Below are 25926 nucleotides of genomic sequence, written 5' to 3' on the forward strand. Positions count from 1 at the left end.
ACACGTCCGGATTGCCGTCGAAGCCTTGCCCCGACACGGTTGCGGCGCGCCGCCGGGCCGTTTGGGACAGGGCGCGTCGCTTCGGGGCAGGCGCTCGGCACGGCCGGCTGCCCCTTCTCCCCGAAGGCTCTTTTCCCGGGCGGCGCCAGGCCGCGGCTGTGCCGGGGGCCGGCAGGTCGCGCTGGTGCGGTAGGACACGATGCATCTTCTCCCGCAGGACACGCGCTCGCTCGACGCCGCCGAGGCGGCGGTCGATCTCGGCCAGGCGCCGGGCGACGTCGTCTTCCTGTCCTTCACCGACAGCGATCTGGCGCTGGCCGCCGCCGGCGGCCTGGAAGGGCTGCGCGTGGCGCCGCTCGCCAGGCTGCGTCACCCGATGTCGGTCGACCTCTATGTCGAGAGCGTCTGCCGTCATGCGCGCGCCATCCTGGTGCGCCTGCTCGGCGGCGTCGACTATTGGCGCTATGGGGCGGAGGAGCTGGGCGCCGTGGCCCGCCGGCACGGCATCGCCCTGGCGCTGCTGCCGGGCGACGGCCGGGCCGATCCCCGCCTCGCCGAGCTCTCCACCGTGGCCGCGGCCGATCTCGAGCGGCTGGAGGCCTATTGGCGGGAGGGGGGCGGCGCCAATGCGGCGGCCGCGTTGCGCCATATCGCCCGGCTCGGCGGCCTCGACCGGGGCGAGGCGCCGCCGCCCGTCGCCCTGCCCAAGCACGGCATCCATGCCGGCCTCCCCGCCGGCGGCGATGCGGCCGGGACCGCGGCAATCGTCTTCTACCGCTCCATCCTGCTTGCGGCCGACACGGCTCCGATCGATGCCCTGGCCGAGGCGCTCGCCGGGCGCGGGCTGGCGGTCACGGCGCTGTTCGTCGGTTCGCTGAAGGACGAGGAGACGGCCGGCTGGATCGAAGCGGAACTGCGGCGCATCCGCCCGGCGGTGATCCTCAACGCCACCGCCTTTTCCGCCCGGCGCGAGAGGGAAGGCTCGGCGCTCGATGCCGCCGGCTGCCCGGTGCTGCAGGTGGTGACGGCCGGCTCGGGCGAGGAGGCCTGGGAAGGCTCGAGCCGCGGCCTGTCCGCCACGGACCTGGCCATGCACGTCGCCCTGCCGGAGCTCGACGGCCGGCTGCTGGCCGGCGTCGTCTCGTTCAAGGCCGAGGTGGAGGAAGGCGGCATCGTCCGCACCGTGCATCGTCCGCACGAGGAGCGCATCGCCGCGGTCGCCGACCGGGCCGCCGCCTGGGCGCGCCTTGCCGCGACGCCGCGCGACCGGCGCCGGCTCGGGCTGATCCTCTCCAACTATCCCGGCGCCGACGGCCGCACCGCCCACGCCGTCGGCCTCGACGCCCCAGCCTCGACCCTCGCCATCCTCGACCGCCTGGCGGCCGAGGGGTACCGGATCGAGGGGCGGCCGAGGGACGAGCGGGCGCTGATGCGCGGGCTGGTTCAGGATGAGGCGCGTCCCGTTCTCGACGACCCCCACCCTCTATCCCTCCCCGCAAGGGGGAGGGAAGATGCGGACGTCGCGCCACCTGCCGCAACCGTCGGTCGGGGCCCTCCGGGGACATGTCTCCCGTCCCCCGCCCCCATCCTCCCCCTCGCCACCTATCGCGACTGGCTCGCCGGCCGGCCGGCGGCGGTCATCGCCGCTCTCGACGCGGCCTGGGGCGATCCGGCTGGCGACCCTGCCTGCCGGGACGGGGCCTTCCGCTTCGCGGTGCTCCTCGCCGGCAACGTCGCCGTCGCCGTGCAGCCCGACCGCGGCGCGGCGCTCGACCGCAAGGCCGACCACCACTCGCCCGACCTGCCGCCCCGGCATGGCTATCTCGCCTTCTATCTCTGGCTGCGGCAGCGCTTCGGCGCCGATGCCATGATCCATCTCGGCACGCATGGCACGCTGGAATGGCTGCCCGGCAAGGCGGCGGCGCTGTCGGCGTCGTGCTTCCCGGACGTGGCGCTGGGGTCGCTGCCGGTGCTCTATCCCTTCATCGTCAACAATCCCGGCGAGGCGGCGCAGGCCAAGCGCCGGCTCGGGGCCGTCGCCATCGGCCACATGACGCCGCCGCTCGCCGCCGCCGGCCTCAGCGGCGCGGCCGAGGAGGTGGAGCGGCTGATCGACGAATATGCCTCGGCCGACGGGCTCGACCGCCGCCGCATGGCGCATCTGCGCAGGGCGATCGTCGAGCGCGCCCATGAGGGCGGCCTCGCCGCCGAATGCGGCATCGCGCCGGGCGCCGACGAGGACGAGACCCTGGCCCGGCTCGACGCCTTCCTCTGCGACGTCAAGGAGATGCAGATCCGCGACGGCCTGCACGTCTTCGGCCGCGCTCCGCGCGAGCACGGCCTGCTGCTCGACGCGCTCGCCCGCACCGGCGGCGAGGAGCGGCGGCCGGCGCTCGCCGCCGCCCTCGACGCCACGGGCGAGGCGGAGATGGCCGGCCTCCTCGCCGGCCTCGACGGGCGCTTCGTGTCGCCCGGTCCGGCCGGGGCGCCGACCCGCGGCCGCGCCGACGTGCTGCCGACCGGGCGCAACCTGACGACGCTCGACCCCCGCGCCGTGCCGACCCGCGCCGCCGCCGCCATCGGCGCGCGGGCGGCGGAAGAGGTGGTCCGCCGCTATCTCCAGGATTTCGGCCAGCATCCGCGCCGCGTCGTCATGGATCTCTGGGGCTCGGCCGGCATGCGCACCGGCGGCGACGACATCGCCCAGGCCCTGGCGCTGCTCGGCGTGGCGCCGCTGTGGGACGACGCCTCCAACCGCGTCCGCGGCTTCGAGGTGCTGCCGCTCGCCCGGCTCGACCGGCCGCGCGTCGACGTGACCCTGCGGATCTCCGGCCTGTTCCGCGACGTCTTTGCCGGCCAGATCGTCCTGATCGACGAGGCGGTGCGTGCCGTCGCCGCCCTCGACGAGGAGGATGAATGGAATCCGCTCGCCGCCGCCCGCCGGGCCGGGGAAGCGCGGCCGCTGCGCATCTTCGGCGCCGCCCCCGCCGCCTACGGCGCCGGCATCTCCGACCGCCTCGCCCGCGGCGCCTGGCAGGACCGGGCCGATCTCGGCCGCGACTATCTCGCAGCCGGCGGCTATGCCTACGGTGCCGGAATGGACGGGCAGGCGGCCGAGGCGGCCTTCGCCGGCCGCGTCGCCGCCGCCGACGCGCATGTGCACGGCCAGGACCATCGCGAGATCGACATCCTCGACGACGTCACCTTCGCCGCCTTCCAGGGCGGCTTCGGCGCGGCGCTGGCGGCGCTCGGGGCCGAGGCGGCGCTCTACCATGCCGACCTCACCGATCCCGAGACGCCAAAGCTGCGCAGCCTCGCCGAGGAGGTGGCACGCGTCGTCCACGGCCGTGCCGCCAATCCGCGCTGGATCGCCGGCATGATGCGCCACGGCTTCGCCGGCGCGGCCGAGCTTGCCAACGCCACCGACAGCCTGTTCGCCTTCGCCGCCACGGCCGGTGTGGTCGGCAGCGCCGCCTTCGACCGGCTGCACGCCGCCTATGTCGAGGACGAGGCGGTGTGGAGCTTCCTGCAATCCGCCAATCCCGGCGCGGCGCGGGCCATTCGCGAGCGGCTGGCGGAAGCGATCCGCCGCGGCCTGTGGCAGCCGCGCCGCAACTCCGCGGCCCTGCTGCTCGATGCCGGCAGGGAGGCCGCCGAATGAGCGATCGCCGCCGAGGCTGGTGTCCGGGAGCCCTGCGCCCGATGCGTACGGGCGACGGACTGCTGGTGCGCGTGCGCATCACCGGCGGCGTTGTGCCTCCGGCCCTGGCGCAGGCGCTGGCTGCCGCCGCCCGCGACTTCGGCAACGGCCTCATCGACCTGTCCGCCCGCGCCAACCTGCAGCTGCGCGGCGTCGGGGAGGCAACGCTTCTTCCGCTGCAGGCCCGCCTCGCCGCCCTCGGCCTGCTCGACGCCGATGCGGCCGGCGAGACCGTGCGCAACGTGCTGGCGAGCCCGCTGGCCGGGCTCGACCCGGCCGCCCCGATCGATGCCGTGCCGTTTGCCGCGGCGCTGGAGCGCGAGCTCGCGGCCAATCGACGCCTGCACGCCCTGCCGGCAAAATTCCTGTTCCTGATCGACGGCGGCGGCGGCCTGCCGCTCGACGGCGTCGAGGCGGATGTGCGCTTCGTCGCGGCGGGCGGCGAGCATTTCGCCGTGGAGGCCGGCGGCGCGGCGCTCGGCCTCGTCGCCGCCGCCGGCCTCGTACCCGCGGCAGCGATGCTGGCCGAGGCGTTCCTGACCCTGCGCATCGGCGAGGAGCGGCGTTTCCGCGATGTGGTCGGCAGGGTGGGGGCGGGGCCGATCGAGTTTGCTTTCGGCAGTGCGGGACTCGCCGGTTCAGAACCTGCCGCGACGCTCGGGTCTTCCCTCCCCCTTGTGGGGAGGGATAAAGGGTGGGGGTCGTTGACGAAGGGCTCGCCTTGTCCTGAGGGACCCCCACCCCCTTACCCCTCCCCACAAGGGGGAGGGGAGCGGCCGGCGTCGCGCATGCAGCCGTTATCCGCCGCCGCTGTCCCGTCCATCGACCGCCTCGCCGGTTACATCCCCGCCGCCGGCTGCTTCGCCGCCGCCATTCCCTTCGGCCGCCTCACTGCCGCCCAGCTCGACGGGCTCGCCGCGCTCGCGGCCGAGCGAGGCTCCGGCCTGCGCCTGACGCCTTGGCGGGCGATCCTGCTGGCGCCGGTGGCGGAAGCCGACGCTCCCACCCTGGCCGAGGAGGTCGCAGGGCTCGGCCTGGTGGTCGATGCCACCGATGCGCGCCTCGCCGTCGCCGCCTGCCCGGGCCGCCCGGCCTGCGCCTCCGGCGAAGGCGAGACCCAGCGCGACGCCACGCTGTTTGCGCAGGCGCTGGCCCCGCATCTCGGCCCCGGCGTCACGGTCCACGTGTCCGGCTGCCCGAAAGGCTGCGCCCGCCGGGCGCCGGCGACGCTGATGCTCGTCGCCGGCGGCGGACGCTACGGCCTTGCCTTCCATGCCACCGCCATGTCACCCAGCGCCACACCGCTGATGCCGCCCGACGAGATGGCCGCCCATCTCGCCGGGCTCGATCCCTCGACGTTCACGCCCAGAAGCCCGAAGAATGCCAGACCGTGACTATATCCGCGACGGCGCCGAGATTTACCGCCGTTCCTTCGCCATCATCCGCGCCGAAGCCGACCTGTCGCGCTTCACGGCCGAGGAGGCGCCCGTGGTGGTGCGGCTGATCCATGCCTGCGGCATGGTCGAGGTCGCCGCCGACGTGGCGATGGCGCCCGGCTTCGCCGCCGCCGCCCGCGCCGCCCTCAGGGCCGGGGCGCCGGTGCTGTGCGACGCCAAGATGGTGGCGAACGGCGTCACCCGCGCCCGCCTGCCGGCGCAGAACGAGGTGATCTGCACGCTCGACGACCCGCGCACGCCCGGGCTCGCCGCCGGGATCGGCAACACCCGCACCGCCGCCGCCCTCGAACTGTGGCGCGACCGGCTGGCCGGCGCGGTCGTCGCCATCGGCAACGCCCCCACCGCGCTCTATCGCCTGATGGACATGGTCGATGCCGGCGCGCCGCCGCCGGCCGCCATCATCGGCATTCCCGTCGGCTTCGTCGGCGCCGCCGAATCCAAGGATGAGCTCGCCGCCTGGAACCGGGTGCCCTGGCTGATCGTGCGCGGCCGCAAGGGCGGCAGCGCCATGACCGCGGCTGCCGTCAACGCGCTGGCGAGCGACGTCGAATGAGCGGGAAAGGCCGTCTCTACGGCGTCGGCGTCGGTCCCGGCGACCCCGAGCTGATGACGCTGAAGGCCGCCCGGCTGCTGAAGGCCGCGCCGGTGCTCGCCTATTTCTGCAAGCAGGGCCAGCGCGGCCATGGCCGCGCCATCGTCGAGGGCTTTCTCGCCGACGGCGTGATCGAGGAGCAGCTTGCCTATCCGATGACCACGGAGGAGCCGGCCGACGGCGCGACCTATCAGGGTGCGCTCTCCGGTTTCTACGACGCGGCGGCGATCCGGCTCGCCGCCCATCTCGACGCCGGCCGCGACGTGGTGGTGGTGTCGGAGGGCGACCCCTTCTTCTACGGCTCGTTCATGCCGGTGTTCCACCGCCTCTCCGCCGCCTACGACACCGAGATCGTCGCCGGCGTGTCGGGCATGGCCGGCTGCTGGACCCGCGCGCGGACGCCGATCGCCTATGGCGACGACGTGCTGGCGGTGCTGCCGGCGACGCTGCCGCGCGCTGCGCTCAAGGAGCATCTTTCGCGCGCCGACGCCGCCGTGATCATGAAGCTCGGCCGCCACTTCTCCAAGACGCGCGCCGTGCTGGAGGAACTCGGCCTTGCCGGCCGCGCCGTCTATGTCGAACGCGGCACCATGGCCGGCGAAAAGGTGCTGCCGCTGCCGCCGGCGGGCTACGAGGGCGCGCCCTACTTCGCCATGATCCTGGTGCCGGGCCGGGGGCGCTGCCTGTGACGGGAGGATCCGGCCGCCTGATGATCGTCGGCCTCGGGCCCGGCCCCGAGCGTTGGCTGACGGACGAGGCGCGGGCGCTGCTGGCCGAGGCCACCGACATCGTCGGCTATGAGCCCTATGTCGCGCGCGTGCCGCCGTCCGCTGCCCGGCGCCATGCGTCCGACAACCGCGTCGAGATCGACCGGGCCCGCCACGCGCTCGAGCTGGCCGCCGCCGGAGGCCGCGTCGCCGTGGTTTCGGGCGGCGATCCCGGCGTCTTCGCCATGGCCGCGGCGGTGTTCGAGGCGGTCGAAGCCGGCCCGCCGGCCTGGCGCAGCCTCGACATCGCCGTCGCGCCCGGCATCACCGCCATGCTCGCCGCCGCTTCCCGTCTCGGCGCGCCGCTGGGCCATGATTTCTGCGCCATCTCGCTCTCGGACAATCTGAAGCCCTGGAGCCTGGTCGAGAAGCGCCTGGTCGCGGCGGCGCAGGCGGATTTCGTCATCGCCCTCTACAACCCTGCCTCGAAAGCCCGACCGCACCAGATCGCCCGCGCCTTCGACGTGCTGCGCGCCGCGGCGGGAGACCGGATCGTGGTGCTGGCCAAGGCGGTCGGCCGGCCCGACGAGGCGATCGTCCGCACCAGTCTTCTCACGGTCGACCCGGCCGAGGTCGACATGCGCACCCTGGTGATCGTCGGCTCGTCGCGGACGCGGCTGGTCGAGCGCGGTGAGGGCGAGCCCTGGGTCTACACCCCGCGCAACTGGGAGGAGGGGGCGTGAAAGAGCCTGCGCTCCGCAACCGCCGCTACCTCTCGTCCGGCCGTGCGAGACGCCACGCTTCCAGGCTTGCCGCGACGCCCGCGTCTTCCCTCCCCCGGCAAGTCGGATGTTTCCGACTTGCCTTCCTTGTCTGCCCATCTCGGGAACACCCGAGATGGGTGGGGAGGGATAAAGGGTGGGGGTCGTGCAGGATAGGACGAGCCCGACGCCAACGACCCCGACTCCCTTACCCTTCCCCACAGGGGGGAGGGGATCGGCCGGCGTCGCGCCTGAAGCTGTCATCCCCGAACGGGAGCTTCAGGGGCCGCTCGCCCGTAAGCGAGTCAACCTCAGCGTCATGGCCGGGCTTGACGGTCGAGAGGGAGTGCCCCAGGCGTAACGAAGCACGCGTTCCCGAACGAGCCCTTGGATCCTCACCCCGGCCGGGAGAGGCGCGCGCGCGCGACGACGCCCTCGATCCACGCCATCGCCTCCGCCACGGTCTCGACGGCCGCCGCCTCGCTCGCCTCGGGTCGGCGGATCAGCACCACCGGCAGGCCGAGGGCGCGGGCCGCCGCGATCTTGCCGTAGGTGGCGCTGCCGCCGGAGTTCTTGGTCGCCACCACCTCGATGGCCTCGTCGGCCAGCAGCCGGCGCTCCTCGTCCTCGGCGAAGGGGCCGCGCGCCAGGATCAGCCGCGACCGCGGCGGCAGGCTCTCGGGCGGATCGATGGTTCGGATGAGGTAATCGTGCTGTGGCGCAGCCAGGAAGGCGTCGAGTTCCAGGCGGCCGACGGTGAGGAAGACGCGTCGGGGCGCGGTGCCGAGCGCCAGCGCCGCCGCCCCCGCGTCCGCCACCTCGGTCCAGTGGTCGCCCTCGATCGGAGCCCAGGGCCGGCGGCGGAGGGCGAGGAGCGGCGTGCCGGTTTCGCGGCAGGCGGCGAGGGCGTTGGCCGAGATCCGCTCGGCGAAGGGATGGGTGGCGTCGACGACGCCGATGACGGTCCGCGCGGTGAGGAACGCGGCGAGCCCCGCCGCCCCGCCGAAGCCGCCGATGCGATGGGCGATCGGCGGCGTCGCCGGCTGGCGGGTGCGGCCGGCGAGCGAGAGCAGGGCCGCGATCTCCGGCCGTTGCGCCAGCAGGCGCGCCAGCGCCGAGGCTTCGGTGGTGCCGCCGAGGATCAGGATCATGGCCGCCGTGGGGTGTTGCGATGACCGCGTTGAACCATCCCGGCCGCTGGCTGTCCATCGTCGGCATCGGCGAGGACGGCCTTGACGGCCTGTCGCCCGCCGCCCGGGCCGTGGTGGCGGCGGCCGAGCTGCTGGTCGGCGGGGCCCGTCACCTCGCCTTCGTTCCCGCCGGCGCGGCCGAGCGCCTCGCCTGGCCGAGCCCGTTGACCGACGCCATCCCCTTGCTGCTCGCCCGGCGCGGCCGGCGCGTCGTCGTGCTGGCCTCGGGCGACCCGTTCCTGTGGGGCGTCGGCGCCACGCTGGCGCGCCATGTCCCGGCCGACGAGATCGCCTGCCTGCCGGCGCCCTCGGCCTTTTCCCTCGCCGCCGCCCGGCTCGGCTGGGCCCGGCAGGACTGCGCCGCCATCTCGCTGCACGGCCGGCCCTTCGAGGCGATCGCCCCCCACGTGCAGCCCGGCGCCCGCATCCTGGCGCTGACCTGGGACGGGACGACGCCGGCCAAGGTCGCCGGCCGGCTGGTCGAGATGGGCTTCGGCCCCTCCCGGCTGACCGTGCTGGAGGCGCTCGGCGGGCCGCGGGAGGCGATCCGCGCGGCCCGGGCCGACGCCTTCGCGCTCGCGGCGATCGATCCTCTCAACGTCCTCGCCGTCGAGGTCGTCGCCGGGCCGGGGGCGCGGCCGATCCCGCTCGCGCCCGGCCTGCCCGACGACATGTTCGAGCATGACGGCCAGCTCACCAAGCGCGAGATCCGGGCGGTGACGCTCTCGGCCCTGCGTCCGCTGAAGGGCCAGCTGCTGTGGGATATCGGCCTCGGAGCCGGCTCGATCGCCATCGAATGGCTGCTGCGCGACCCGGCCGCCCGGGCCGTCGGCATCGAGGAGAATCCGGACCGCGCCGCCCGGGCCGGCCGCAATGCCGCCGCCCTCGGCGTGTCGCGGCTCGCCATCGTCCAGGGCCGCGCCCCGGCGGCGCTCGCCGGGCTGGAGCCGCCCGACGCGGTGTTCCTCGGCGGCGGAGCCGGCGATGACGGCGTGTTCGAGGCGGCCTGGACGGCGCTGCGGCCGGGCGGGCGCTTCGTCGCCAATGCGGTGTCGCTGGAAACCGAGGCGCTGCTGGGGCATTGGTTCGCACGCCATGGCGGCGATCTCGTGCGCCTGTCGGTCGAGCGGATCGCCTCGATCGGCACGATGCATGGCTGGAAGCCGGCCATGCCGGTGACGCAGTGGAGCACGACCAAGCCATGACCATCGTTGCCGCCGGTTTCGGCTGCCGCAAGGGCTGCGGCGCGCAGGAGATCGTCGAGCTGGCCCGCCTTGCCATGGCGAAGGCGGAGCTGCCGATGGCGCGCCTGTCCGGCCTGTTCGCCCCCGCCTTCAAGCATGGCGAGACCGGCCTGGCCGAGGCGGCCCGGCTCCTCGGCCTGCCGCTTGTGCTGATACCCGAATCGGTGATGAAGCTCGCCGAGCCGCGCGCCATCACGGTCTCGGAGCGCGTGGTGGCGCTGACCGGCCTGGCCAGCGTGGCCGAGACCGCGGCGCTGGCCGGGGCCGGCCCCGTTTCGCGGCTCGTGCAGCCGCGCATCGCCAGCCGCAGCGCCACCTGTGCCATCGCCATGTCGGAGGATCGCCCGTGACCGTCCATTTCATCGGTGCCGGCCCCGGCGCGCCCGATCTCATCACCGTCCGCGGCCGTGATCTGGTGGCGCGCTGCCCGGTCTGTCTCTATGCCGGCTCCCTGGTGCCGCCGGAGATCGTCGCCCTCGCGCCGCCGGATGCGCGCATCGTCGACACCGCGCCGCTGACCCTCGACCTGATCATGGCGGAGATCGCCGCCGCCCATGCCGCCGGCCACGACGTGGCGCGGCTGCACTCCGGCGACCTGTCGATCTGGAGCGCCCTCGGCGAGCAGACCCGACGGCTCGACGCCCTCGGCATCCCCTACACCGTCACGCCGGGCGTACCATCCTTCGCCGCGGCAGCGGCCGTTCTCGGGCGCGAGCTGACCCTGCCGGAGGTGGCGCAGTCGGTGGTGCTGACCCGCACCTCCGGCAGGGCCTCGTCGATGCCGCCGACCGAGACGCTCGATGCCTTCGCGCGGACCAAGGCGACGCTGGCGGTGCATCTGTCGATCCACGCCCTCGCCCGCGTCGTCGCCGAAACCTTGCCGCATTACGGCCCTGCCTGTCCGGTCGTCGTGGTGTTCCGCGCAACCTGGCCGGACGAGCGGGTGCTGCGCGGCACGCTCGGCGACATCGAGGCCAGGGTCGCGGCCGAGCCGATCGAGCGCACGGCGCTGATCCTGATCGGCCCGGCGCTGGCGGCCGAGGACTTTCGCGAGAGCGCCCTCTACGACCCCGATTACCGGCGGCGCTATCGCGGATTCGAGGGCTGAGACGGCCCTGTCCCGGCTCGGTCCGGGCCTGGGAACTCCCGCGGACATCCCGGCGTTATCGCAGGGGCGGACCATCCGGGGCCGCCGTCTGGGGATGCTGCCCGATGCATGGACTCGCCGAGACGGCCGCCGACACGCCTGGGAATGGGGTCGAATTGCCGGCGGATGCGGGCATTCCCATCGCCGACGACTTTCCGCCCCGCATCGACAAGACGTTCGTCATCCTCAGCTGCCTCCTGGCCCTCGCCATATTGACGGTCGCCTATGTCGCCGCCGAGATCATCCTGCCGCTGGTGCTGGCCTTCGTGCTGAAGCTGCTGCTCCAGCCCGGCATGCGCCTGCTGGAGCGCCTGCGCCTCCCGCGGGCTCTCGCCGCACTGATGCTGATCGCCGCCCTGTTCTCCGTGATCGTCGGGCTCGGCGCCGCCGTCGCCGGGCCGGCTTCGAGCTGGGCCGAGAAGCTGCCGACCGGGCTGCCGCGCCTGGAGGAGCATCTGCAGGTGCTCAGTCGTCCGATCGCCACGCTGCAGTCCTTCCTGCGCGAGATCGACGGCGGCGGCGGTGCCCGCATCGGCCTGACCGAGACGCTGTTCAGCGGCACCCAGCATTTCGCCGGCGGCTTCTTCGAGACGATCCTGATCCTGTTCTTCCTGCTCGTCTCCGGCGACACCTTCCTGCGCCGCTTCGTCGAGATCCTGCCGCGCTTCAGCGACAAGCGTCAGGCCGTGGAGCTGTCGCAGCAGGTGGAGGAGAACATCTCCGCCTATCTCGTCACCATCACGCTGATGAACGCCGCGGTCGGCATCGCCGCGGGCCTGGCCATGTGGGCCTGCGGCCTCGGCGATCCCGTGTTCTGGGGCGTGCTGGCCTTCCTGCTCAACTTCGTGCCCATCATGGGCCCGGTGGCCGGCCTGGCGCTGTTCGCCCTGGCCGGGCTCCTGACCTTCGACGGCTTCTGGCCGGCCCTGCTGCCGGCGGCCCTCTATCTCGGCATCCATCTCCTGGAAGGGGAGATGATCACGCCGATGCTGCTGGCGCGCCGCTTCACGCTCAACCCGGTGCTGGTGATCATCTCGCTGATCTTCTGGTTTTGGATGTGGGGCGCACCGGGCGCCATCCTGGCCGTCCCCATGCTGGCCATCGCCAAGATCGTCTGCGACGGCACCCGGCCTCTCAATGCCATCGGGCATTTCCTGGAAGGATGATCCCGTCGCGGGCTCGGTCCATGAGCCTTTGAGATGGCCGACATTTGTGTGCCCGATGTCGCCTGAATCGGACGCGGCCCGTCGCATTTGGGATAGTTTGCGCCGCGTCTTGCGACATGGTGCGGGTTCCCGCCTTGCCTGGTTCGGACCGCGATGGCCCCTGCGAGCACTGCAATCTGGGGGGCGGGCCTGGCGCTCGCCGCCGGCGTGATGTTCTCCTTCGGCAGCATCACCGTGCGGCTGTCGCCGAACCTCGACGCGTTCCAATACCTGCTCTGGCGCTCCTTCGGATTGGTGCCGATGGTGTTCGCCATGGCGGCCTGGGGTCGGCGCTCGCCGCTGCGGCAGATGCTCGACAGCGGCTGGTTCGGCCTCGTCGGCGGCCTGGCGCTGACGGTCTCGGCGCTGTGCTTCATCTTCGCGATGAAGGCGACGACGGTGGCCAACGCCATGCTGTTCAGCGCCAGCGCTCCACTCCTCGGCGCCTTGTTCGCCTGGCTGTTCCTGCGCGAACGCGTCGGCATGGTCACCTGGGCGGCGATCGGTCTGGGCGGCCTCGGCCTGCTGGTGATGACCGGCAGCGAGCTCGGCGCCGGCAATATGGTCGGCAACGTGGCGGCGGTGTGTTCGGCGGTCACCTTCGCGCTCTATTCGATCGTCGCCCGGCTCGGCCGCGGCCGCGACATGTCGGGGGCGGTGGCCGACTATGCGCTCATGACCGCAGGAGCCATGGCCCTCGTGGTCTGGGCGAGCGGCGCGCCGTTCTGGACCTCGGCGTTCGAGAGCGCCATGGCCATGTTGCATGGTGCGGTCTTCATCGGCGTCGGCATCCTGCTCTTCAACATGGCCGCCCGCACCGTGCCGGCCAACCGCCTGACGCTGCTGGCCCAGACCGAGATGATCCTGGGGCCGATCTGGGTGTTCCTGATCTTCGACGAGCGGCCGCGGCCCGCCACAATTCTCGGTGGACTGATCCTCCTGGCCGGCGTGCTGCTCTCGGCCGTCGGGACGGGGCGGTCAGCCGCGGCGCCGCCGGTCGTCGAGGATGTGCCAGACCACGGCCGTGAACACGATGGCGCCGCCGACGATCGCAGGCCCGCCCGGGTTCTCGGCGAATAGCGCGAACACCCAGAGCGGCGACAGCACCACTTCCAGGGTGGTGATCAGCCCGGCCTCCGCCGCGGGAATGCGCCGTGCCCCGGCCAGGAACATGAAGAAGGCGAGGGCGATCGATGTGAAGGCGAAGGCCGCCAGCACCAGAACGTCAATCGGGCCGGCGCCGGCGGGATGGGAGAAGGGGAAGGCGAAGGCGGCCGCGAGCAGGCAGACCAGGAAGTTGACCGGCAGCATCTCCAGCTTCGGCCGCGCCCGGACCAGCACCGCCATGACGGCGAAGGAGGCGGCCATCAGGAAGGCCAGGCTGTCGCCGAGCAGCCGTCCGGCGGCGAAGGAGCCGGAGACCATGATGATCACGCCGACCAGGGCCATGGCGGCCGCGATCATCGTGCGGGCGGGCACCGCTTCGCGGAGCACCAGCCAGCCCAGCGCGGCGGCGATGAACGGTGTCGTGGAATAGATCACCGAGACGTTGGCGACGCTGGTGTAGAAGAAGGCGCCGATGAAGGACACCATCGAGACCGCGCCGAACAGCGCCATGATCAGGCCGATCCGGCCCATGCCGAGCAGGGCCGTGAGCCCGCGCCCGCGATGCACCGCCGCTATGCCGATCGCCATGTAGACGGCGCCGATGGCGGAACGCAGGCACACCGCCGTCCACACGTCGACGCCGGGACCGAGCAGGCGTGCGAACACGCCGCTGAGGCTCCAGGCCACGGCCGAGCCGGCGACCAGGATGACGCCGAGGCGGTGATCGGCGTCGGGCGTCGTCGGATCGGCGGCGGGCCGTTCGGTGGCACAGGTCATGGCGGGGAGACTGGATGAGACGGACCAGCCTTTGCACGAAGCCGGCTGCGCCGCCAGACACAAACCGACGCAGGCATGTCGCCTCGCGCTCTGTGGTGCCGGGTTGCGGGCCGGCGGCCATTCCGGGAAGATGGCTCGGCGATCGCAGGAGAACGTCATGCTGTTCATGGTCATCGAGCGCTTCCGCGACCGCGACGCCAAGGCGGTTTACCGCCGCTTCCGCGAGCGGGGTCGCCAGGCGCCGGCCGAGTTGCGTTATGCCGGCAGTTGGATCGAGCCGAGCTTCGAGCGCTGCTTCCAGCTGATGGAATGCGACGACATCGCCCATCTCCAGGCCTGGATCCTCGAATGGTCCGACCTCGTCGAGTTCGAGGTCGTGCCGGTGCTGCCGTCGCCTGAGACGACGGCTGTGGTCAACGCCGCGCTCGACCGTGAGGGGTGAGCGCCTGCCGTCCGCGCCGGAGCGGTGCGCGTGATGTCGCGCCCGGCCTCCTTCCTGTCGCTTGCCGCCATGGGATCGACCGCGCCAGCGGCTCTATTCGGGCAGGCAAACCGGAGGGACGGGCATGGCGAAGACGGTCGCGATCATCGGAACCGGCGTGATCGGTGCCGGCTGGGCGGCGCGGGCGCTGGCGCACGGCCATGACGTCGTCGCATGGGATCCGGCGCCGGAGGGCGAGGCCCGGCTGCACCAGGCGATCGACAACGCCTGGGGGGCGCTCGAGCGCCAGGGCCTGGCGCCGGGAGCAAGTCGCAGCCGCCTGATGGTGCTGGGCTCGGTCGAGGCGGCGGCCGCGGCGGCCGACTTCATCCAGGAGAACGCACCCGAGCGCGAGGAGCTGAAGCAGGATCTGCTGGCCCGCATCGATGCCGCCGCCCGTCCGGAGGCCTTGATCGCCTCCTCCACGTCCGGCCTGCTGCCGAGCCGGCTGCAGGCCCGGATGAAGCGGCCGGAGCGCTTCGTCGTCGGTCACCCGTTCAATCCGGTCTATCTTCTGCCTCTGGTCGAGGTTCTTGGCGGCGAGAAGACCGCCGCCGCCTCTGTCGCCGCCGCCATGGACTTCTACCGCTCCATCGGCATGCGTCCCTTGCACGTGCGCACCGAGATCGAAGGCTTCGTCGCCGACCGCCTGATGGAGGCGCTCTGGCGCGAGGCGCTCTGGCTGGTCAAGGACGGCGTCGCCACCACCGAGGAGATCGACGCCGCCGTGGTCTATGGCTGCGGCCTGCGCTGGTCGCTGATGGGGACCTTCCTCACGTTCCATCTTGCCGGCGGCGAAGGCGGCATGCGCCACATGCTGCACCAGTTCGGCCCGGCCCTGAAGCTGCCCTGGACCAAGCTGGTGGCGCCGGAGCTGACCGAGGACCTGATCGATCGGGTCGCCGACGGCTGCGAGCACCAGGCCGCCGGCCGCTCGATCAAGGCGCTGGAGCGCCGCCGCGACGATTTCCTGATCGAGCTGCTCGCCCTGGTGAAGAAGTACTGGCCCGAGGCCGAAGGCCTGCAGGGACGGATCTGACATGTCCTCGCCCATGCCGCTGCTGCGCGAGGTGGTGCGCGCCGAATGGATCGACTACAACGGCCATCTCTATGACGGCTACTACGCCGTCATCTTCGCCCGGGCCGTGGACGAGTTCCTGGAGCATGTCGGGCTCGACGCCGAGACGCGGGCCTCGACCCATCGCACTCTCTACACGCTGGAGACCCATGTCCGCTTCCTGCGCGAGGTGAAGCTCGACGCGCCGCTGCTGGTCTCTGCCCAGCTCCTCGAGATCGACGCGAAGCGGGCCCGGGTGTTCCTGACCATGCACGACACGGCGCGCGACATCCTCGCCGCCACATCCGAGCAGTTGCTGATGTCGATCGACCAGTCCGGCGAGCAGCCCCGCTCTGCCCCCTGGCTGGAGAAGACCGCGGCGATCCTCGACGACCTCGCCCGCCAGCACGCCGGCCTGCCGGTGCCGGACGCGGCGGGGCAGGGGATCGCGATCCGGCGATAGGAGCGGCGGGCATCACGGCCGGCGCGTCAGTCCAGCCCTGCGATCCACGGGTTGAACGTGGGTACGCGCGCTCGCTGGTAGTCTCTCGTATCGCGCGTAACGACCGTGAGACCGTGGTGGAGCGCCGTCGCGGCAATGATCAGGTCGGGCTGGGAAAAGGTATGGCCTGCTTTCCGGCTGTCTTCGACCAGCAATCGCCACTTGAGCATGATGTCCTCGCTGATGGCGAGAATGCGTCGATCGAACATCGGCCGCACCTTGTGGGTGAGCCAGTCGTTGAGATCGGCACGGCGATTGGCATCCTCGATGAGCTCGATGCCGAAGCGGATCTCGGCAAATGTCACGTCGCTGACATGGAGGCTGTCGAGAGGCTCGGCTGCGATGAACGCGAGAACGCTGGGCTCCGGCCTGGCGCGACGCAGCTCGGACAGAATATTCGTGTCGAGCAGCCACCCCGTCACAAGTCGACATCGCGCACGGGCAACCGTGGGCGCTCCGGTTCGATATCGAGGTCGTGATGCGGGGAAGCCTGCATGGCAGCGATCAATCCGCTGCCTGTCGGCTCTCCCTTGAGACGACGGAATTCCTCCACCGAGATGACGACGACTTCATCCCGCCCGTGAACGGTCACGAGCTGCGGCCCCTCGCTGTGGACCCGGCGCACAAGCTCGCTGAAACGAGCTTTTGCCTCTTGCAGCAGCCAGCTGCCAGGTCGACGGCCACGCGTCCGGTTCCGAGCCCTCGTGGAATCCGGGGGAGAAGGGGGGGAGATTCTAGTCATGCTGACCAGTTCATCACGTGCCTTGAACGGCTTAAGTGGAGAGCATCGTCGGATCGGCGCACCGGCATCTTGCGCCGCTCGGCCGGGCGCGGCCATGATGCCGCTCGCATCCGCAGGAGCCGGCCTTGATCCTCATCGGCCAGTATGATTCGCCGTTCGTCCGCCGCGTCGCCATCGCCCTTCGCCTCTATGGCCTCGCCTTCGAGCACCGCCCCTGGTCGACCTTCGCCGGCGGCGAGCGGGTCGTGGCCTACAATCCGCTGCGGCGGGTGCCGACCCTGGTGCTCGACGATGGCGAGGTGCTGATCGAGAGCGGGGCGATCCTCGACCATCTCGACGAGGTCGTCGGCGAGGGGAGGGCCCTGATGGCGGCCCGCGGCCCGGCGCGGCGGCAGGCGCTCAAGGTCTGCGCCCTGGCGACGGGCGCGGGCGACAAGGTCGTCTCCCTCGCCTACGAGCGCGCCTTCCATGGAGAGCCGGCACCGGCCCTGGTCGAACGCTGCCGCGCCCAGATCGGCGCGGCCCTCGACGCGCTTGAGGCCGACCGGGCAGCCCGGCCGACGCCCTGGTGGTTCGGCGACAGGCTCGGCCATGCCGACATCGCCGTCGCCTGCGTGTTCCGCTTCCTGCTCGAGGTGCATGCGGGGCTGTTCGACGCGGCGCGCTGGCCGGGCATCGTCGCGCACGCCGCCTGTTGCGAGGCCCAGGTGGCCTTTCGCGAGATCGCCCAGCCCTTCATCCCGCCGGCGTGACCGGCGGGGGCCGGCCTCCCGCCCCTCAGTCCGGCCGGGTGCCCGGCGAGGTCTCTGCCCCGTCGTCGAATTGCGACAGGTAGTCGAGCGCGATCGGCCGCCAGCGGGTCAGGCCCTTGTAGTCGATCAGCTCGGGCGGCAGGTCGCGCAGCACGCGGTGCATGCGCCGGGCCCATTTCGGGACGGTCACCAGCTCTTCCAGCTTGATCAGGTAGCAGCGGATCGGGAAGACGATGGCGTTGGAGCGGGGCAGGCGGAAGAAGGTCTGCAGCTCGACCCGCAGATGCACCTTGTCGCCGACATTCTCCGGCGTCACCGACATGCGGTCGACGCCCCATTTGTGATAGTTCTCCGGGCTGGTGTCGAGCCGAGGGTTGACCGTCATCGTCCAGTTGAAGCGGCGCACCGGCGAGCCCTGGCGCAGGTTCAGCATGAATTTCAGCGCCCGCTCGAACACGCCGATCTGGTGCGCCAGCGGCACGGGCCCGTGCCATTCCATGAAGTTCATGCCGATGTCGAAGTCGAGCGACCAGTCGGCCTGGGTGGTGACGATGCCGGCGTCCATCCACAGATTGCCGTCGCGCTGGTCGAGCAGGCAGAAATCGCCCTGGGACTGGCGGGTGATGTACTCCATCGGCCCATAGGGCAGCGTGGAGACGTCGCCGAAGGTGAAGGTGTCGTCGATGCCGAGCGGCCGGTTGATCCAGCGCCATGTGTCGCCGTCGCGGTGCAGTTCGAAATGCTCGGGATAGCCGAGCGCCTGCTGCTCCATCAGGAGCTCGAGCAGATCCCACCCCGCCAGCGTCATGTGCGGCAGCGACTGGCAGCGCAGCGGGTCTTCCTTCAGCACGATGGCCCGGTCCCGCATCTCCGAGACGTAGTGCTCGTCGACGTCGATCAGGTTCTCGTAGACCGATCCCTTCGGCCCCAGCACATGGGGCTCGATGTTCACGGCATACATGTAGTTGTCCTTGTCGAACGGAAACGGAAACCGGCGGATCGCCGCCGGGCTGTTGCGGAAGGTGAAGTCGTCGCGGAAGGTTTCCTGGCGAAATTCGATGCCCATCCTATCCCATCCTTCTCATCAAGCGTGTCGACGGCGGAGCGCGGGCGCGGTCACAGGTCGAGCACCAGGCTGCGGCCCTCGAAGCGGGAGACGCAGGGCATGATCTTGGTGCCCGACGCCTTCTCCTCCGCCGTGAGGTAGTGGTCGTTGTGCAGGAGCGTGCCGTCGCAGGACAGCACCCTGGCCTCGCATTGGCCGCAGGCGCCGCCGCGGCACATATAGGGCGCGTCGACGCCCGCGGCCTCGATCGCCTCCAGCATGCTCTGGTGCGAACCGACATGCGCCGTGCGGCCGGACAGCGCCAGCGTCACCTCGTAGGGCTGCCCCGAGGCCGGCGCCAGGAACTGCTCGGAATGCAGCGCCTGCTCCGGCCAGCCGCAGGCGCGGGCGGTCGACAGCACCCAGTTGATCATGCCGGCCGGGCCGCAGACATAGAGATGCGTGCCGAGCGGCTGGGTGCCGAGCAGCCGCTGCAGCGGGATCGCCTCGCCCTGGTCGTCGCAATAGACGTGGATGCGCTGGCCGTACCGTGCCGCCAGCTCCTGCAGATAGGCGCCGTGCGCCGTCGAGCGCACGGCGTAGTGCAGCTCGAAGGACCGGTTCTCCGCGGCGAGCTGGGCCATCATCGCCAGGAAGGGGGTGATGCCGATGCCGCCGGCGAAGAGCAGGTGCTTGCGGCCGCGATGGTCGACCGGGAACAGGTTGACGGGATGGCTGATCAGCAGCTCGCTGCCTTCCCGGACCTTGTTGTGCAGGAACAGCGAGCCGCCGCGCCCGACGTCGTCGCGCCGCACGCTGATGGTGTAGCTCTGCGTCTGCTGCGGCGGGCTCATCAGCGAATAAGGGTTGCGGCGCAGCGTGTCGCCGTCGCGCATCTCCACCACCACATGGGCGCCGCCCGAGAAGACCGGCATGCTGGCGCCGTCGCGCGCCTCGAAGCGGAAGCGCTTGATCAGCGGGGTGATGTCGGTGATCTCGGTGACGCGCACCGCGATTTTCGGCGTCTTGTCGCTCACGGGAAGAGCTCCTCGGTCGGCGGGATGACGCCCGGCTCCTCGGCGTCGATGCGCACGCCCTGGAAGGCGGCGATGCGGCGCGAGTAGTGGTCGCGGACCAGGAGCGTCAGGCCGCAATGCGCGCAGACGGCCGGCTGGGTGCGGACATCCTCGGTGATGCCCTTGCAGTGCACGCACTGCACGCGGCGCGCTTCCGAGCCGCGATGCTCGGTCTGGATCGAGGCATGGTCGACGCCGGCCTCGATCGCCAGCCGCATCGCCTGGCCGATCAGGCCCTCGGTGCCGGCGAGGTAGATCTGCGTGCCCATATGGGCGGTGGCCAGCGTCTGGGCGAGGCGCGGCAGCGCCGCCGCGATCGTCGGCCCCTGGTAGAACTGGTTCGGCGTCAGCGCCTGCAGCTTGGCGCCGTAGTCCTTGGGCGCCGCCCCGGCCGGCACGTAGATGATGTGCGCCTTGTCGAAGAAGCCTTCGGGCGCGGTTGCCGCCATGTCGAGGATCGCCTGCGCGCCTTCCGCGTCGGCGATGATCAGGTGCAATGTCCCGACCGGACTGGCCTTCAGCGTGCCGTAGACCGGCCGGCTCTTGATGCCGTGAACGAGCATGGAACTGTCTTCGTCTCCGAATTGCCGGGCGGCGTCGCCGCCGCCCGTGACCTGGCGCCGGCGGGGCGGGCCGGGGCCCGCCGCGCCGCGGGCCTCAGCCCACCGCCGTGCGCTTCTTCTTCTGCGGGTCGTCGAAGTTGATGGGATGGGCGATGGCCGAGCACGCGCCCCCCTTGCCCTTCACCTCCAGCTTGGCGCCCATGCGGGCCACGTCGACCGCCATGCGGGCAATCGCCATGGAGCGCTTGGTCAGGCGCGAATACATGCCGCAGGTGACGATGCCGACCTTCTTGCCGTCGGCCCAGAGCTCGTCGCCGGCGTCGAGCACCTTGTCGGTGTCGGCCAGGACGCCGAAGATCTTGAAGCGCTCCTTGCCCTTCAGGCGGGCATGCTCCTCGGCGCCGCGGAAGCCGGTCTTGCCGGGCGAGACCGTGAAGTCGAGGCCGAGCTCCCACAGCGTGTCGCCGGGGCCTTCGTTCTCGAACGGATACATCTGCGAATTGTCATAGGGGTAGAACAGCAGGTAGCTCTCCACCCGCAGCCAGTCGAGCGCGGTGAAGGAGGCGGGCACGATGCCCATCGCCTTGCCCTCGGCCAGGATCGTGTCCCAGATCTCGACGGCATCCTCGGCCCGGCAGAAGATCTCGTAGCCGCGCTCGCCGGTATAGCCGGTGCGCGAGATCATCACCGGCTTGCCGAACAGCGTCGTCTGCAGATGATGGAAATATTTGAGGTCGCGGATGCCCGGCACGTGCCTGGCGAGGTAGTTCACCGCCTCCGGCCCCTGCAGCGACAGATCCTGCAGGTCGTCGTCGAACAGCACGGCGACGTTCTTGCCGATGGTCTCGCGCCCCATGTCCTCCAGGCCGGTGCCCGAGCCGTAGACCGTCATCCAGGAGTTCGGACCGGTGCGATAGAGGATGCAGTCGTCGGCGAACTTGCCGCCGTCGGTCAGCACGGAGGCATAGACCGACTTGCCCGGGTAGATCTTGCGCACGTCGCGGGTGGTCAGACGCTGCAGCACCTGATGCGAATGCGGCCCGACCAGATGCGCCTTGCGCAGGCCCGACACGTCCATCAGCGCCGCCTTGGTGCGGATCGCCTCGTGCTCGTCGGGGAGATTGCTGGCGGTGTAGGTCCAGGCGGTCTCCATCCCGTTCCAGTCTTCCAGGCTGGAGCCCAGGGCCCTGTGCCGCCCGGCCAGCGGCGAACGCCGCCACGACATCACGCTCATCGATTGTCCCCTCGTTCTGGCGGGGCCCATGCGAGCCCTGCCTTGCTCATCCAAACCGGCGCCGCGACGGCGGCGTCTCCGGCGATTCATCCCCTCTGCCGGAGGGGCCGGCGTCCGGACCTGGGGCCGGATGCGCCGCGGAGGGGCGTTCAGGCCCGCACCCTGGTCTTGTCCGGGTCGTAATGCGACAGGCGCACCACCTTGGCCTTCAACCGCTTCTGGTGGCCGTCGAGCTTGCCGATCTCCAGCTCCGTGCCGATCGCGGCCGAGCCGACGTCGACGCGGGCGAGGGCGATGGTCTGGTCGAGGATCGGCGAACGCATGCCGGAGGTGACGACGCCCACCCGGGCCCGGCCGGCATAGACGTGGTCGCCGTGATGGGCGATCTCGCGTCCTTCCAGCACCAGCCCGACCAGCTTCCGCTGCGGCTCGGCCTTGCGCTTGAGCAGCGCCTCCCTGCCGATGAAGTCGCCTTTCTTCGAGACCAGCGGCACGGCGAAGCCGATGCCGGCCTCGAACGGGTCGGTTTCGTCGGAGAATTCGTAGTTGGCGAAGATCAGGCCGGCCTCGATCCTGAGCATGTCGAGCGCCTCGAGCCCCATGGGCGTGACGCCGAGCGGCTTGCCGGCCTCGAACACCGCGTCCCACAGCGCCACGCCGTCGCGGGGATGGCACCAGATCTCGTAGCCGAGCTCGCCGGTATAGCCGGTGCGCGAGACCACCACCGGCGGGCCGCCGGGATGACCGAGGCGGCCGATGGTCAGGCGGAACCAGCCGAGTTCCCCGACGCTCGGCTGGGCCGGCGGCGTGACGATGATCTTGGCCAGGAGCTCGCGGCTCTTCGGCCCCTGCACCGAGATGTTGTGGAGCTGGTCCGTGGAGGAGCGCACCCAGGCGTTGAAGCCCCTGGTCCGGGCCAGCTCGCGCAGATGCACGCCGACATAGGGATCGCCGCAGACCAAGCGGAACTGCTGCGGTCCGAGGCGGAACACCGTGCCGTCGTCGAGCATGCCGCCATGCGGATAGCAGATGGCGGTGTAGACCACCTGGCCGACCGACAGCTTGGTGATGTCGCGTGTCACGGCGAGGTCGAGCAACGCCTCGGCGTCGGGCCCGAGCACCTCGAACTTGCGCAGGGCGCTGAGGTCGATGACGGCGACCTTCTCGCGGCAGGCCCAGTATTCGGCCACGGCGCCGTCGGCCAGGAAGGAGTTCGCCAGCCAGTAGCCGCGATAGTCCGCCATCCGCCGGGACAGCGGCGCGATGCGGGCGTGGAACGCCGTCTCCTTGGTGAAGACGGGGGGAGAGTCGGGGGTCATGCGCGTCGCGATCGCCTTCGGGAATTCGTGCTTCGCGTCATAGACGCGGACCTGGATGTCGGTCGGGTTCCAGCCATTGGCCGGATCGACGTCGTCGGCGCAGGAGGATGAGGCGCAGACGAGGTCGGTCAGCGCCCGCATCAGCACATAGTCTCCCGGCCGCGACCAGGGCTCGTCCGCCCCGAGCGTGCCGTCATGGTTGACCGTGGTGTTGAAGAAGAAGTTGATCGCCGGCCAGCCCGGCCGCGTCGCGAGGCCGAGCGGCCCCAGCACCTTGTTGAAGTTCTCCGAGCAGGAGTCGTGGCCGGGATAGCCCAGGTCGTCATAGTACTTGGCGGTGCAGGCAAGGGCGAAGGTGTCGTGCCGCCCGCAGGTGTCCTGCACCACCTCCAGCATCGGCCGCATGCGCTGGTCGAAGAACTTCGAGAACAGGCCGGGACCGGGATAGGCCCGGCCCGTCAGGGTGCGGGTGGCGGTGGAATCGAGCCCGCATTCCACGCCCTCTTCCAGCAGGGCGGCGTCGAAGGCCAGGAAATCCGAGCACTGGCGGCCGTCGATATCCATGATCTGGATGTATTGCCCGGCCTTGACCCGGTAGGTCTGGGCGGTGGCCGCCAGGACGCGGATGTCGAGCAGCGGCTCGGCCAGCGGCGCCGCCGGCTCGCCGCCGCTGCGGGCTGCCCCTTCGGCGCGGGCGATCTCGACGGCATATTCGGTGGCCGGCGCCACCTCGTCCGCGGTGGAGGGCCTGGCCGGCACCACCAGGAGGCAGGTCAGGGCGTCGGGCGCGACCAGGGACAGCGCCTCGCCGGGCGCAGCCTGCGGACCGGAGAGGGCGACGCCCGCGGCCCCGGCGAGGTCGTGGCCGGTGAGGCGATGGCGCACGGCCTCGGCGTTCTCGTTGGCGGCGAGCAGATCCGGCAGGGCGCCGGCATGGTCGGCCTTGAGCCCGAGCACCGCCACCCCGTCCCGGCCGTCGGCGGCGAAGGCGTAGAACACGGCGCTCTGGCCGCCTTCGATGTCGATGGCGCGCAGGCGGTCGCCCTTGGCCAGGGCGAACACCTGCGCCGCGCCGCCGCGGACACGCACGACGTCGTCGGCGTTCGAGGGCGCCCTGAGTTCGGCGGAAGGCGGCGGGGTCATGGCGATTCTCCCAGCGAAACGGGCGGCTCAGGCGATTTCGTCGCCCAGCGAACGGTAGCGTCCGCGATAGAACAGCAACGGGTCGCCCTCGACATTGTGCTCCATGCCGACCACCCGGCCAACGATGATGAGATGGTCGCCGCCTTCATATTGCGCGTAGTGCACGCAGTCGAACGCCGCCATGGTGTCGGGCAGGATCGGCGCCCCGAAGCGGCCGGGCGTGAACGACACGCCCGACCATTTGTCCTCGCCCTGCCGGGCGAAGCGGCCGGAGAGCGTCTTCTGGTCTTGCCGGAGCACGTTGACGGCGAAGCTGGGGGCCTCGAGGAACACCGCCAGGCTGCGGGCCGCGTTGGCGACCGAGAACAGCACCAGCGGCGGGTCGAGCGAGACGGAGTTGAAGGAGTTGGCGGTGATGCCGATCAAGCCGGCGGTCGGATGCGACGCGGTGACGATGGTCACGCCCGTGGCGAACAGGCCGAGCGCGCCGCGGAACACCGCGGGATCGACGGTCGCATGGCTGGGAACAGAACCGTTGGTCATGGCGCGTACCGAGGCGAGATGGGTCATGGCGAACCCTCCGATTGGTGAAGCCTCGGGACGGCATCCCTCCCGCCCCGAGCGCCATTTGTCAGTCGTTCATCATCCGCCCGGCGGCGGTCAAGCGCTCTTCTTGGCCGGAGCCGGCGCCGCCTCCGACAGCAGCCGCTCGGCCAGGGCGCGCTTGGTCTCGGCGTCCATCTTCTTGATCTCGTTGTTGAGCACACGCTCGTTGATCGAGGTGTTCCAGTAATCGAGGGATTCGAAGCCGAGCAGCGAGGCCTTGCCGACGAACTGGCGCAGCACCTCGTTGGTCGGGCCCATCACCCAGCCGGCCTTGCCGTCGCGCAGATAGCGCTCGATCTGCAGTTCCGGCTTGTAGCCGGTGCCGCCGCAGGCGTGCAGCATCTTGTCCGAGACATGTGCGACGTTCTTGGCCGCGGCGAACTTGAGCTGCCAGAGCCAGTGCAGCAGGCCCGAGCGCGGCAGCACCATCAGGTCGTCCTTGTGGATCGACCAGTCGCAGTTGCCGGTAGCGTCGTCCAGGGCCTTGGCGATCATGAAGTCCATCGAGCGCACCACGTTGGTGTCGATGATGGCCTCGCCGACATAGTCCTGGATGGTCGGATAGTCGGCAACGCGCATGCCGACGTCCTTGTGGGTCTTGCGGGTGGTGTGCGCCTTGGCGATGTCGATCATGCCGAGCGCGATGCCGCTCCAGCAGGCCGAGGAGCAGAGCAGGAAGAACGGATCGACCACCTCGTCGTTGGAGCGGGCGCCGTCGCCGATCGGGCCGACCAGCCGGTTGCGCGGCACCACCTTGTTGATCTCGAGCGGGCCGGACTGGTTGCCGCGCAGGCCCAGGCCGTTCCAGTTGGCCGGATCGTAGCTCGCCTCGTCGCCCAGGATCAGGAAGCAGGAGAGATCGGCATAGTTGCCGTTGAAGTTCGGGCTGGTCGTCTGGACGATGTACCAGTCGGCGAAGCCGCCGGACGTGGTCCAGGAGGCCTTCTTCTTGACGTGCCAGCCGTCCTTGGTCTCCTCGGCGCCGGAGGAGATCGGGTACCAGAAATGCGAGCCGGTTTCCGGGTCGGAATAGGACAGGGTGCCGATCAGGCAGTCCTTGTCGATACGGCGCATGATGTCCTTGACCGCATCATTGTCGTGGTGGCGCAGCAGCGCGGCGGCGACGGCGCCGGTGTGCATGGTGTAGCACATCGCGGTGGAGGCACAGCCGTAGCGGGCGATGGTCTCGACCACCATCGCGGCGGCGGTGTGGTTCTCGCCCATGCCGCCCAGAGACTTGGGCACGATCAGGCCGAGGAAGCCATGCTTGGCCAGGACCTGGAAGTTCTTGCGCGGATAGATGCGGTTCTTGTCGCTCTCGACCGCATTGATGCGCAGATCGCTCTGGCACAGCTCGATCAGCTTGGCCTGGAGCTCCTTCTGCCGGTCGGTGAGGACCCATTGCGGATCCCACTCGAAGCCCAGACCCGAGAAGGGCTCCCCGCCCCATTGCTTGGTTGCCGACATCGACCAGTTCCCTTTCGATGGAGGTGAACGTCTTCTTGTCCGGAACTTCGTC

The 25926-nt window shown here is 71.0% G+C and carries 25 protein-coding genes; 14 read left to right on the forward strand and 11 right to left on the reverse strand.

Annotated elements, in window-relative coordinates:
- The first annotated feature begins 199 nt into the window (after nt 1–199).
- The 5 genes from cobN to cobJ are packed head-to-tail and all read left to right on the forward strand — an operon-like array spanning nt 200 to nt 7199.
- Nucleotides 200–3661 carry a cobaltochelatase subunit CobN gene (gene cobN / locus AC27L4_RS00380; RefSeq protein ID WP_487139967.1) on the forward strand — a complete coding sequence of 1154 codons (3462 nt, stop codon included), beginning with the start codon at nt 200–202 and terminating at the stop codon, nt 3659–3661.
- Nucleotides 3658–5094, forward strand: a complete 1437-nt coding sequence (gene cobG, locus AC27L4_RS00385; RefSeq protein ID WP_487139968.1) for a precorrin-3B synthase — start codon at nt 3658–3660, stop codon at nt 5092–5094. Before cobN ends, cobG begins: the two co-directional genes overlap by 4 nt.
- The gene (locus AC27L4_RS00390; protein WP_487139969.1) at nt 5081–5710 is read left to right on the forward strand and encodes a precorrin-8X methylmutase; all 630 of its coding nucleotides are present in this window, start codon (nt 5081–5083) and stop codon (nt 5708–5710) included. The genes cobG and AC27L4_RS00390 overlap by 14 nt, the downstream gene beginning before the upstream one ends.
- Nucleotides 5707–6438 (forward strand): precorrin-2 C(20)-methyltransferase, encoded by a 732-nt coding sequence (locus AC27L4_RS00395; RefSeq protein WP_487139970.1) that lies wholly within the window; start codon nt 5707–5709, stop codon nt 6436–6438. Before AC27L4_RS00390 ends, AC27L4_RS00395 begins: the two co-directional genes overlap by 4 nt.
- Nucleotides 6439–6458: 20 nt before the next feature.
- Nucleotides 6459–7199, forward strand: a complete 741-nt coding sequence (gene cobJ, locus AC27L4_RS00400) for a precorrin-3B C(17)-methyltransferase (RefSeq protein ID WP_487139971.1) — start codon at nt 6459–6461, stop codon at nt 7197–7199.
- Nucleotides 7200–7612: 413 nt separating this feature from the next.
- Here the strand turns inward: cobJ and AC27L4_RS00405 are convergent, their stop codons facing one another.
- The gene (locus tag AC27L4_RS00405) at nt 7613–8368 is read right to left on the reverse strand and encodes a cobalt-precorrin-6A reductase (RefSeq protein WP_487139972.1); all 756 of its coding nucleotides are present in this window, start codon (nt 8366–8368) and stop codon (nt 7613–7615) included.
- A 20-nt stretch (nt 8369–8388) separates the two neighbouring features.
- On the opposite strand from AC27L4_RS00405, the gene cbiE reads away from it, so the two are divergent.
- From cbiE to AC27L4_RS00430, 5 genes are all read left to right on the forward strand, one after another.
- Nucleotides 8389–9612, forward strand: a complete 1224-nt coding sequence (gene cbiE, locus AC27L4_RS00410) for a precorrin-6y C5,15-methyltransferase (decarboxylating) subunit CbiE (protein ID WP_487139973.1) — start codon at nt 8389–8391, stop codon at nt 9610–9612.
- Nucleotides 9609–10001: a cobalamin biosynthesis protein gene (locus tag AC27L4_RS00415; protein ID WP_487139974.1), complete on the forward strand. Its 393-nt coding sequence runs from the start codon at nt 9609–9611 to the stop codon at nt 9999–10001. Before cbiE ends, AC27L4_RS00415 begins: the two co-directional genes overlap by 4 nt.
- Entirely contained in the window at nt 9998–10759 is a 762-nt protein-coding gene (cobM, locus tag AC27L4_RS00420; RefSeq protein ID WP_487139975.1) for a precorrin-4 C(11)-methyltransferase, read from the forward strand. Before AC27L4_RS00415 ends, cobM begins: the two co-directional genes overlap by 4 nt.
- A gap of 104 nt (nt 10760–10863) precedes the next feature.
- Nucleotides 10864–11964, forward strand: coding sequence for an AI-2E family transporter (locus tag AC27L4_RS00425; protein ID WP_487139976.1), 1101 nt, complete (start codon nt 10864–10866; stop codon nt 11962–11964).
- Between the two features lie 153 nt (nt 11965–12117).
- Nucleotides 12118–13083 carry a DMT family transporter gene (locus AC27L4_RS00430; RefSeq protein ID WP_487139977.1) on the forward strand — a complete coding sequence of 322 codons (966 nt, stop codon included), beginning with the start codon at nt 12118–12120 and terminating at the stop codon, nt 13081–13083.
- Here AC27L4_RS00430 and AC27L4_RS00435 read toward each other — a convergent pair.
- The gene (locus AC27L4_RS00435; protein ID WP_487139978.1) at nt 12982–13887 is read right to left on the reverse strand and encodes a DMT family transporter; all 906 of its coding nucleotides are present in this window, start codon (nt 13885–13887) and stop codon (nt 12982–12984) included. The two genes, AC27L4_RS00430 and AC27L4_RS00435, sit on opposite strands and share 102 nt — an antisense overlap.
- A gap of 157 nt (nt 13888–14044) precedes the next feature.
- Here AC27L4_RS00435 and AC27L4_RS00440 point away from each other — a divergent pair, with 157 nt between their 5' ends.
- The 3 genes from AC27L4_RS00440 to AC27L4_RS00450 all read left to right on the forward strand — a co-directional run bounded on the left by AC27L4_RS00440 (nt 14045) and on the right by AC27L4_RS00450 (nt 15888).
- A complete protein-coding gene (locus tag AC27L4_RS00440) occupies nt 14045–14329 on the forward strand; it encodes a DUF3303 domain-containing protein (protein WP_487139979.1) in 285 nt (94 codons plus the stop codon).
- Nucleotides 14330–14453: 124 nt separating this feature from the next.
- Nucleotides 14454–15407, forward strand: a complete 954-nt coding sequence (locus AC27L4_RS00445; RefSeq protein ID WP_487139980.1) for an L-carnitine dehydrogenase — start codon at nt 14454–14456, stop codon at nt 15405–15407.
- 1 nt (nt 15408) lies between these two features.
- Nucleotides 15409–15888, forward strand: a complete 480-nt coding sequence (locus AC27L4_RS00450; protein ID WP_487139981.1) for a thioesterase family protein — start codon at nt 15409–15411, stop codon at nt 15886–15888.
- A 26-nt stretch (nt 15889–15914) separates the two neighbouring features.
- On the opposite strand, the gene AC27L4_RS00455 is transcribed toward AC27L4_RS00450, so the two are convergent.
- Complete coding sequence (locus AC27L4_RS00455; protein WP_487139982.1) at nt 15915–16349, reverse strand: PIN domain-containing protein; 435 nt, start codon at nt 16347–16349, stop codon at nt 15915–15917.
- On the reverse strand, nt 16346–16765 hold the full coding sequence (locus AC27L4_RS00460) for a type II toxin-antitoxin system Phd/YefM family antitoxin (protein WP_487139983.1): 420 nt from the start codon (nt 16763–16765) through the stop codon (nt 16346–16348). Before AC27L4_RS00460 ends, AC27L4_RS00455 begins: the two co-directional genes overlap by 4 nt.
- Before the next feature lie 29 nt (nt 16766–16794).
- Between AC27L4_RS00460 and AC27L4_RS00465 the strand changes: the two genes are divergently transcribed.
- A complete protein-coding gene (locus tag AC27L4_RS00465) occupies nt 16795–17421 on the forward strand; it encodes a glutathione S-transferase family protein (RefSeq protein ID WP_487139984.1) in 627 nt (208 codons plus the stop codon).
- Nucleotides 17422–17446: 25 nt separating this feature from the next.
- On the opposite strand, the gene AC27L4_RS00470 is transcribed toward AC27L4_RS00465, so the two are convergent.
- The 7 genes from AC27L4_RS00470 to AC27L4_RS00500 form a co-directional block, all read right to left on the reverse strand.
- Nucleotides 17447–18487 carry a heme-dependent oxidative N-demethylase family protein gene (locus tag AC27L4_RS00470; RefSeq protein WP_487139985.1) on the reverse strand — a complete coding sequence of 347 codons (1041 nt, stop codon included), beginning with the start codon at nt 18485–18487 and terminating at the stop codon, nt 17447–17449.
- Between the two features lie 50 nt (nt 18488–18537).
- Nucleotides 18538–19503, reverse strand: coding sequence for a PDR/VanB family oxidoreductase (locus AC27L4_RS00475; RefSeq protein ID WP_487139986.1), 966 nt, complete (start codon nt 19501–19503; stop codon nt 18538–18540).
- A complete protein-coding gene (locus AC27L4_RS00480) occupies nt 19500–20105 on the reverse strand; it encodes a dimethylamine monooxygenase subunit DmmA family protein (RefSeq protein WP_487139987.1) in 606 nt (201 codons plus the stop codon). Before AC27L4_RS00480 ends, AC27L4_RS00475 begins: the two co-directional genes overlap by 4 nt.
- A gap of 94 nt (nt 20106–20199) precedes the next feature.
- The gene (locus tag AC27L4_RS00485) at nt 20200–21330 is read right to left on the reverse strand and encodes an aminomethyl transferase family protein (protein ID WP_487140927.1); all 1131 of its coding nucleotides are present in this window, start codon (nt 21328–21330) and stop codon (nt 20200–20202) included.
- A 158-nt stretch (nt 21331–21488) separates the two neighbouring features.
- Nucleotides 21489–23801 carry a trimethylamine N-oxide demethylase gene (locus AC27L4_RS00490; protein ID WP_487139988.1) on the reverse strand — a complete coding sequence of 771 codons (2313 nt, stop codon included), beginning with the start codon at nt 23799–23801 and terminating at the stop codon, nt 21489–21491.
- Between the two features lie 27 nt (nt 23802–23828).
- The gene (locus AC27L4_RS00495) at nt 23829–24371 is read right to left on the reverse strand and encodes a flavin reductase family protein (RefSeq protein ID WP_487139989.1); all 543 of its coding nucleotides are present in this window, start codon (nt 24369–24371) and stop codon (nt 23829–23831) included.
- A 90-nt stretch (nt 24372–24461) separates the two neighbouring features.
- Nucleotides 24462–25874, reverse strand: coding sequence for an acyl-CoA dehydrogenase family protein (locus AC27L4_RS00500; RefSeq protein ID WP_487139990.1), 1413 nt, complete (start codon nt 25872–25874; stop codon nt 24462–24464).
- Between the last annotated feature and the right edge of the window lie 52 nt (nt 25875–25926).

The organism is Labrys sp. Lb11, assembly GCF_057554225.1.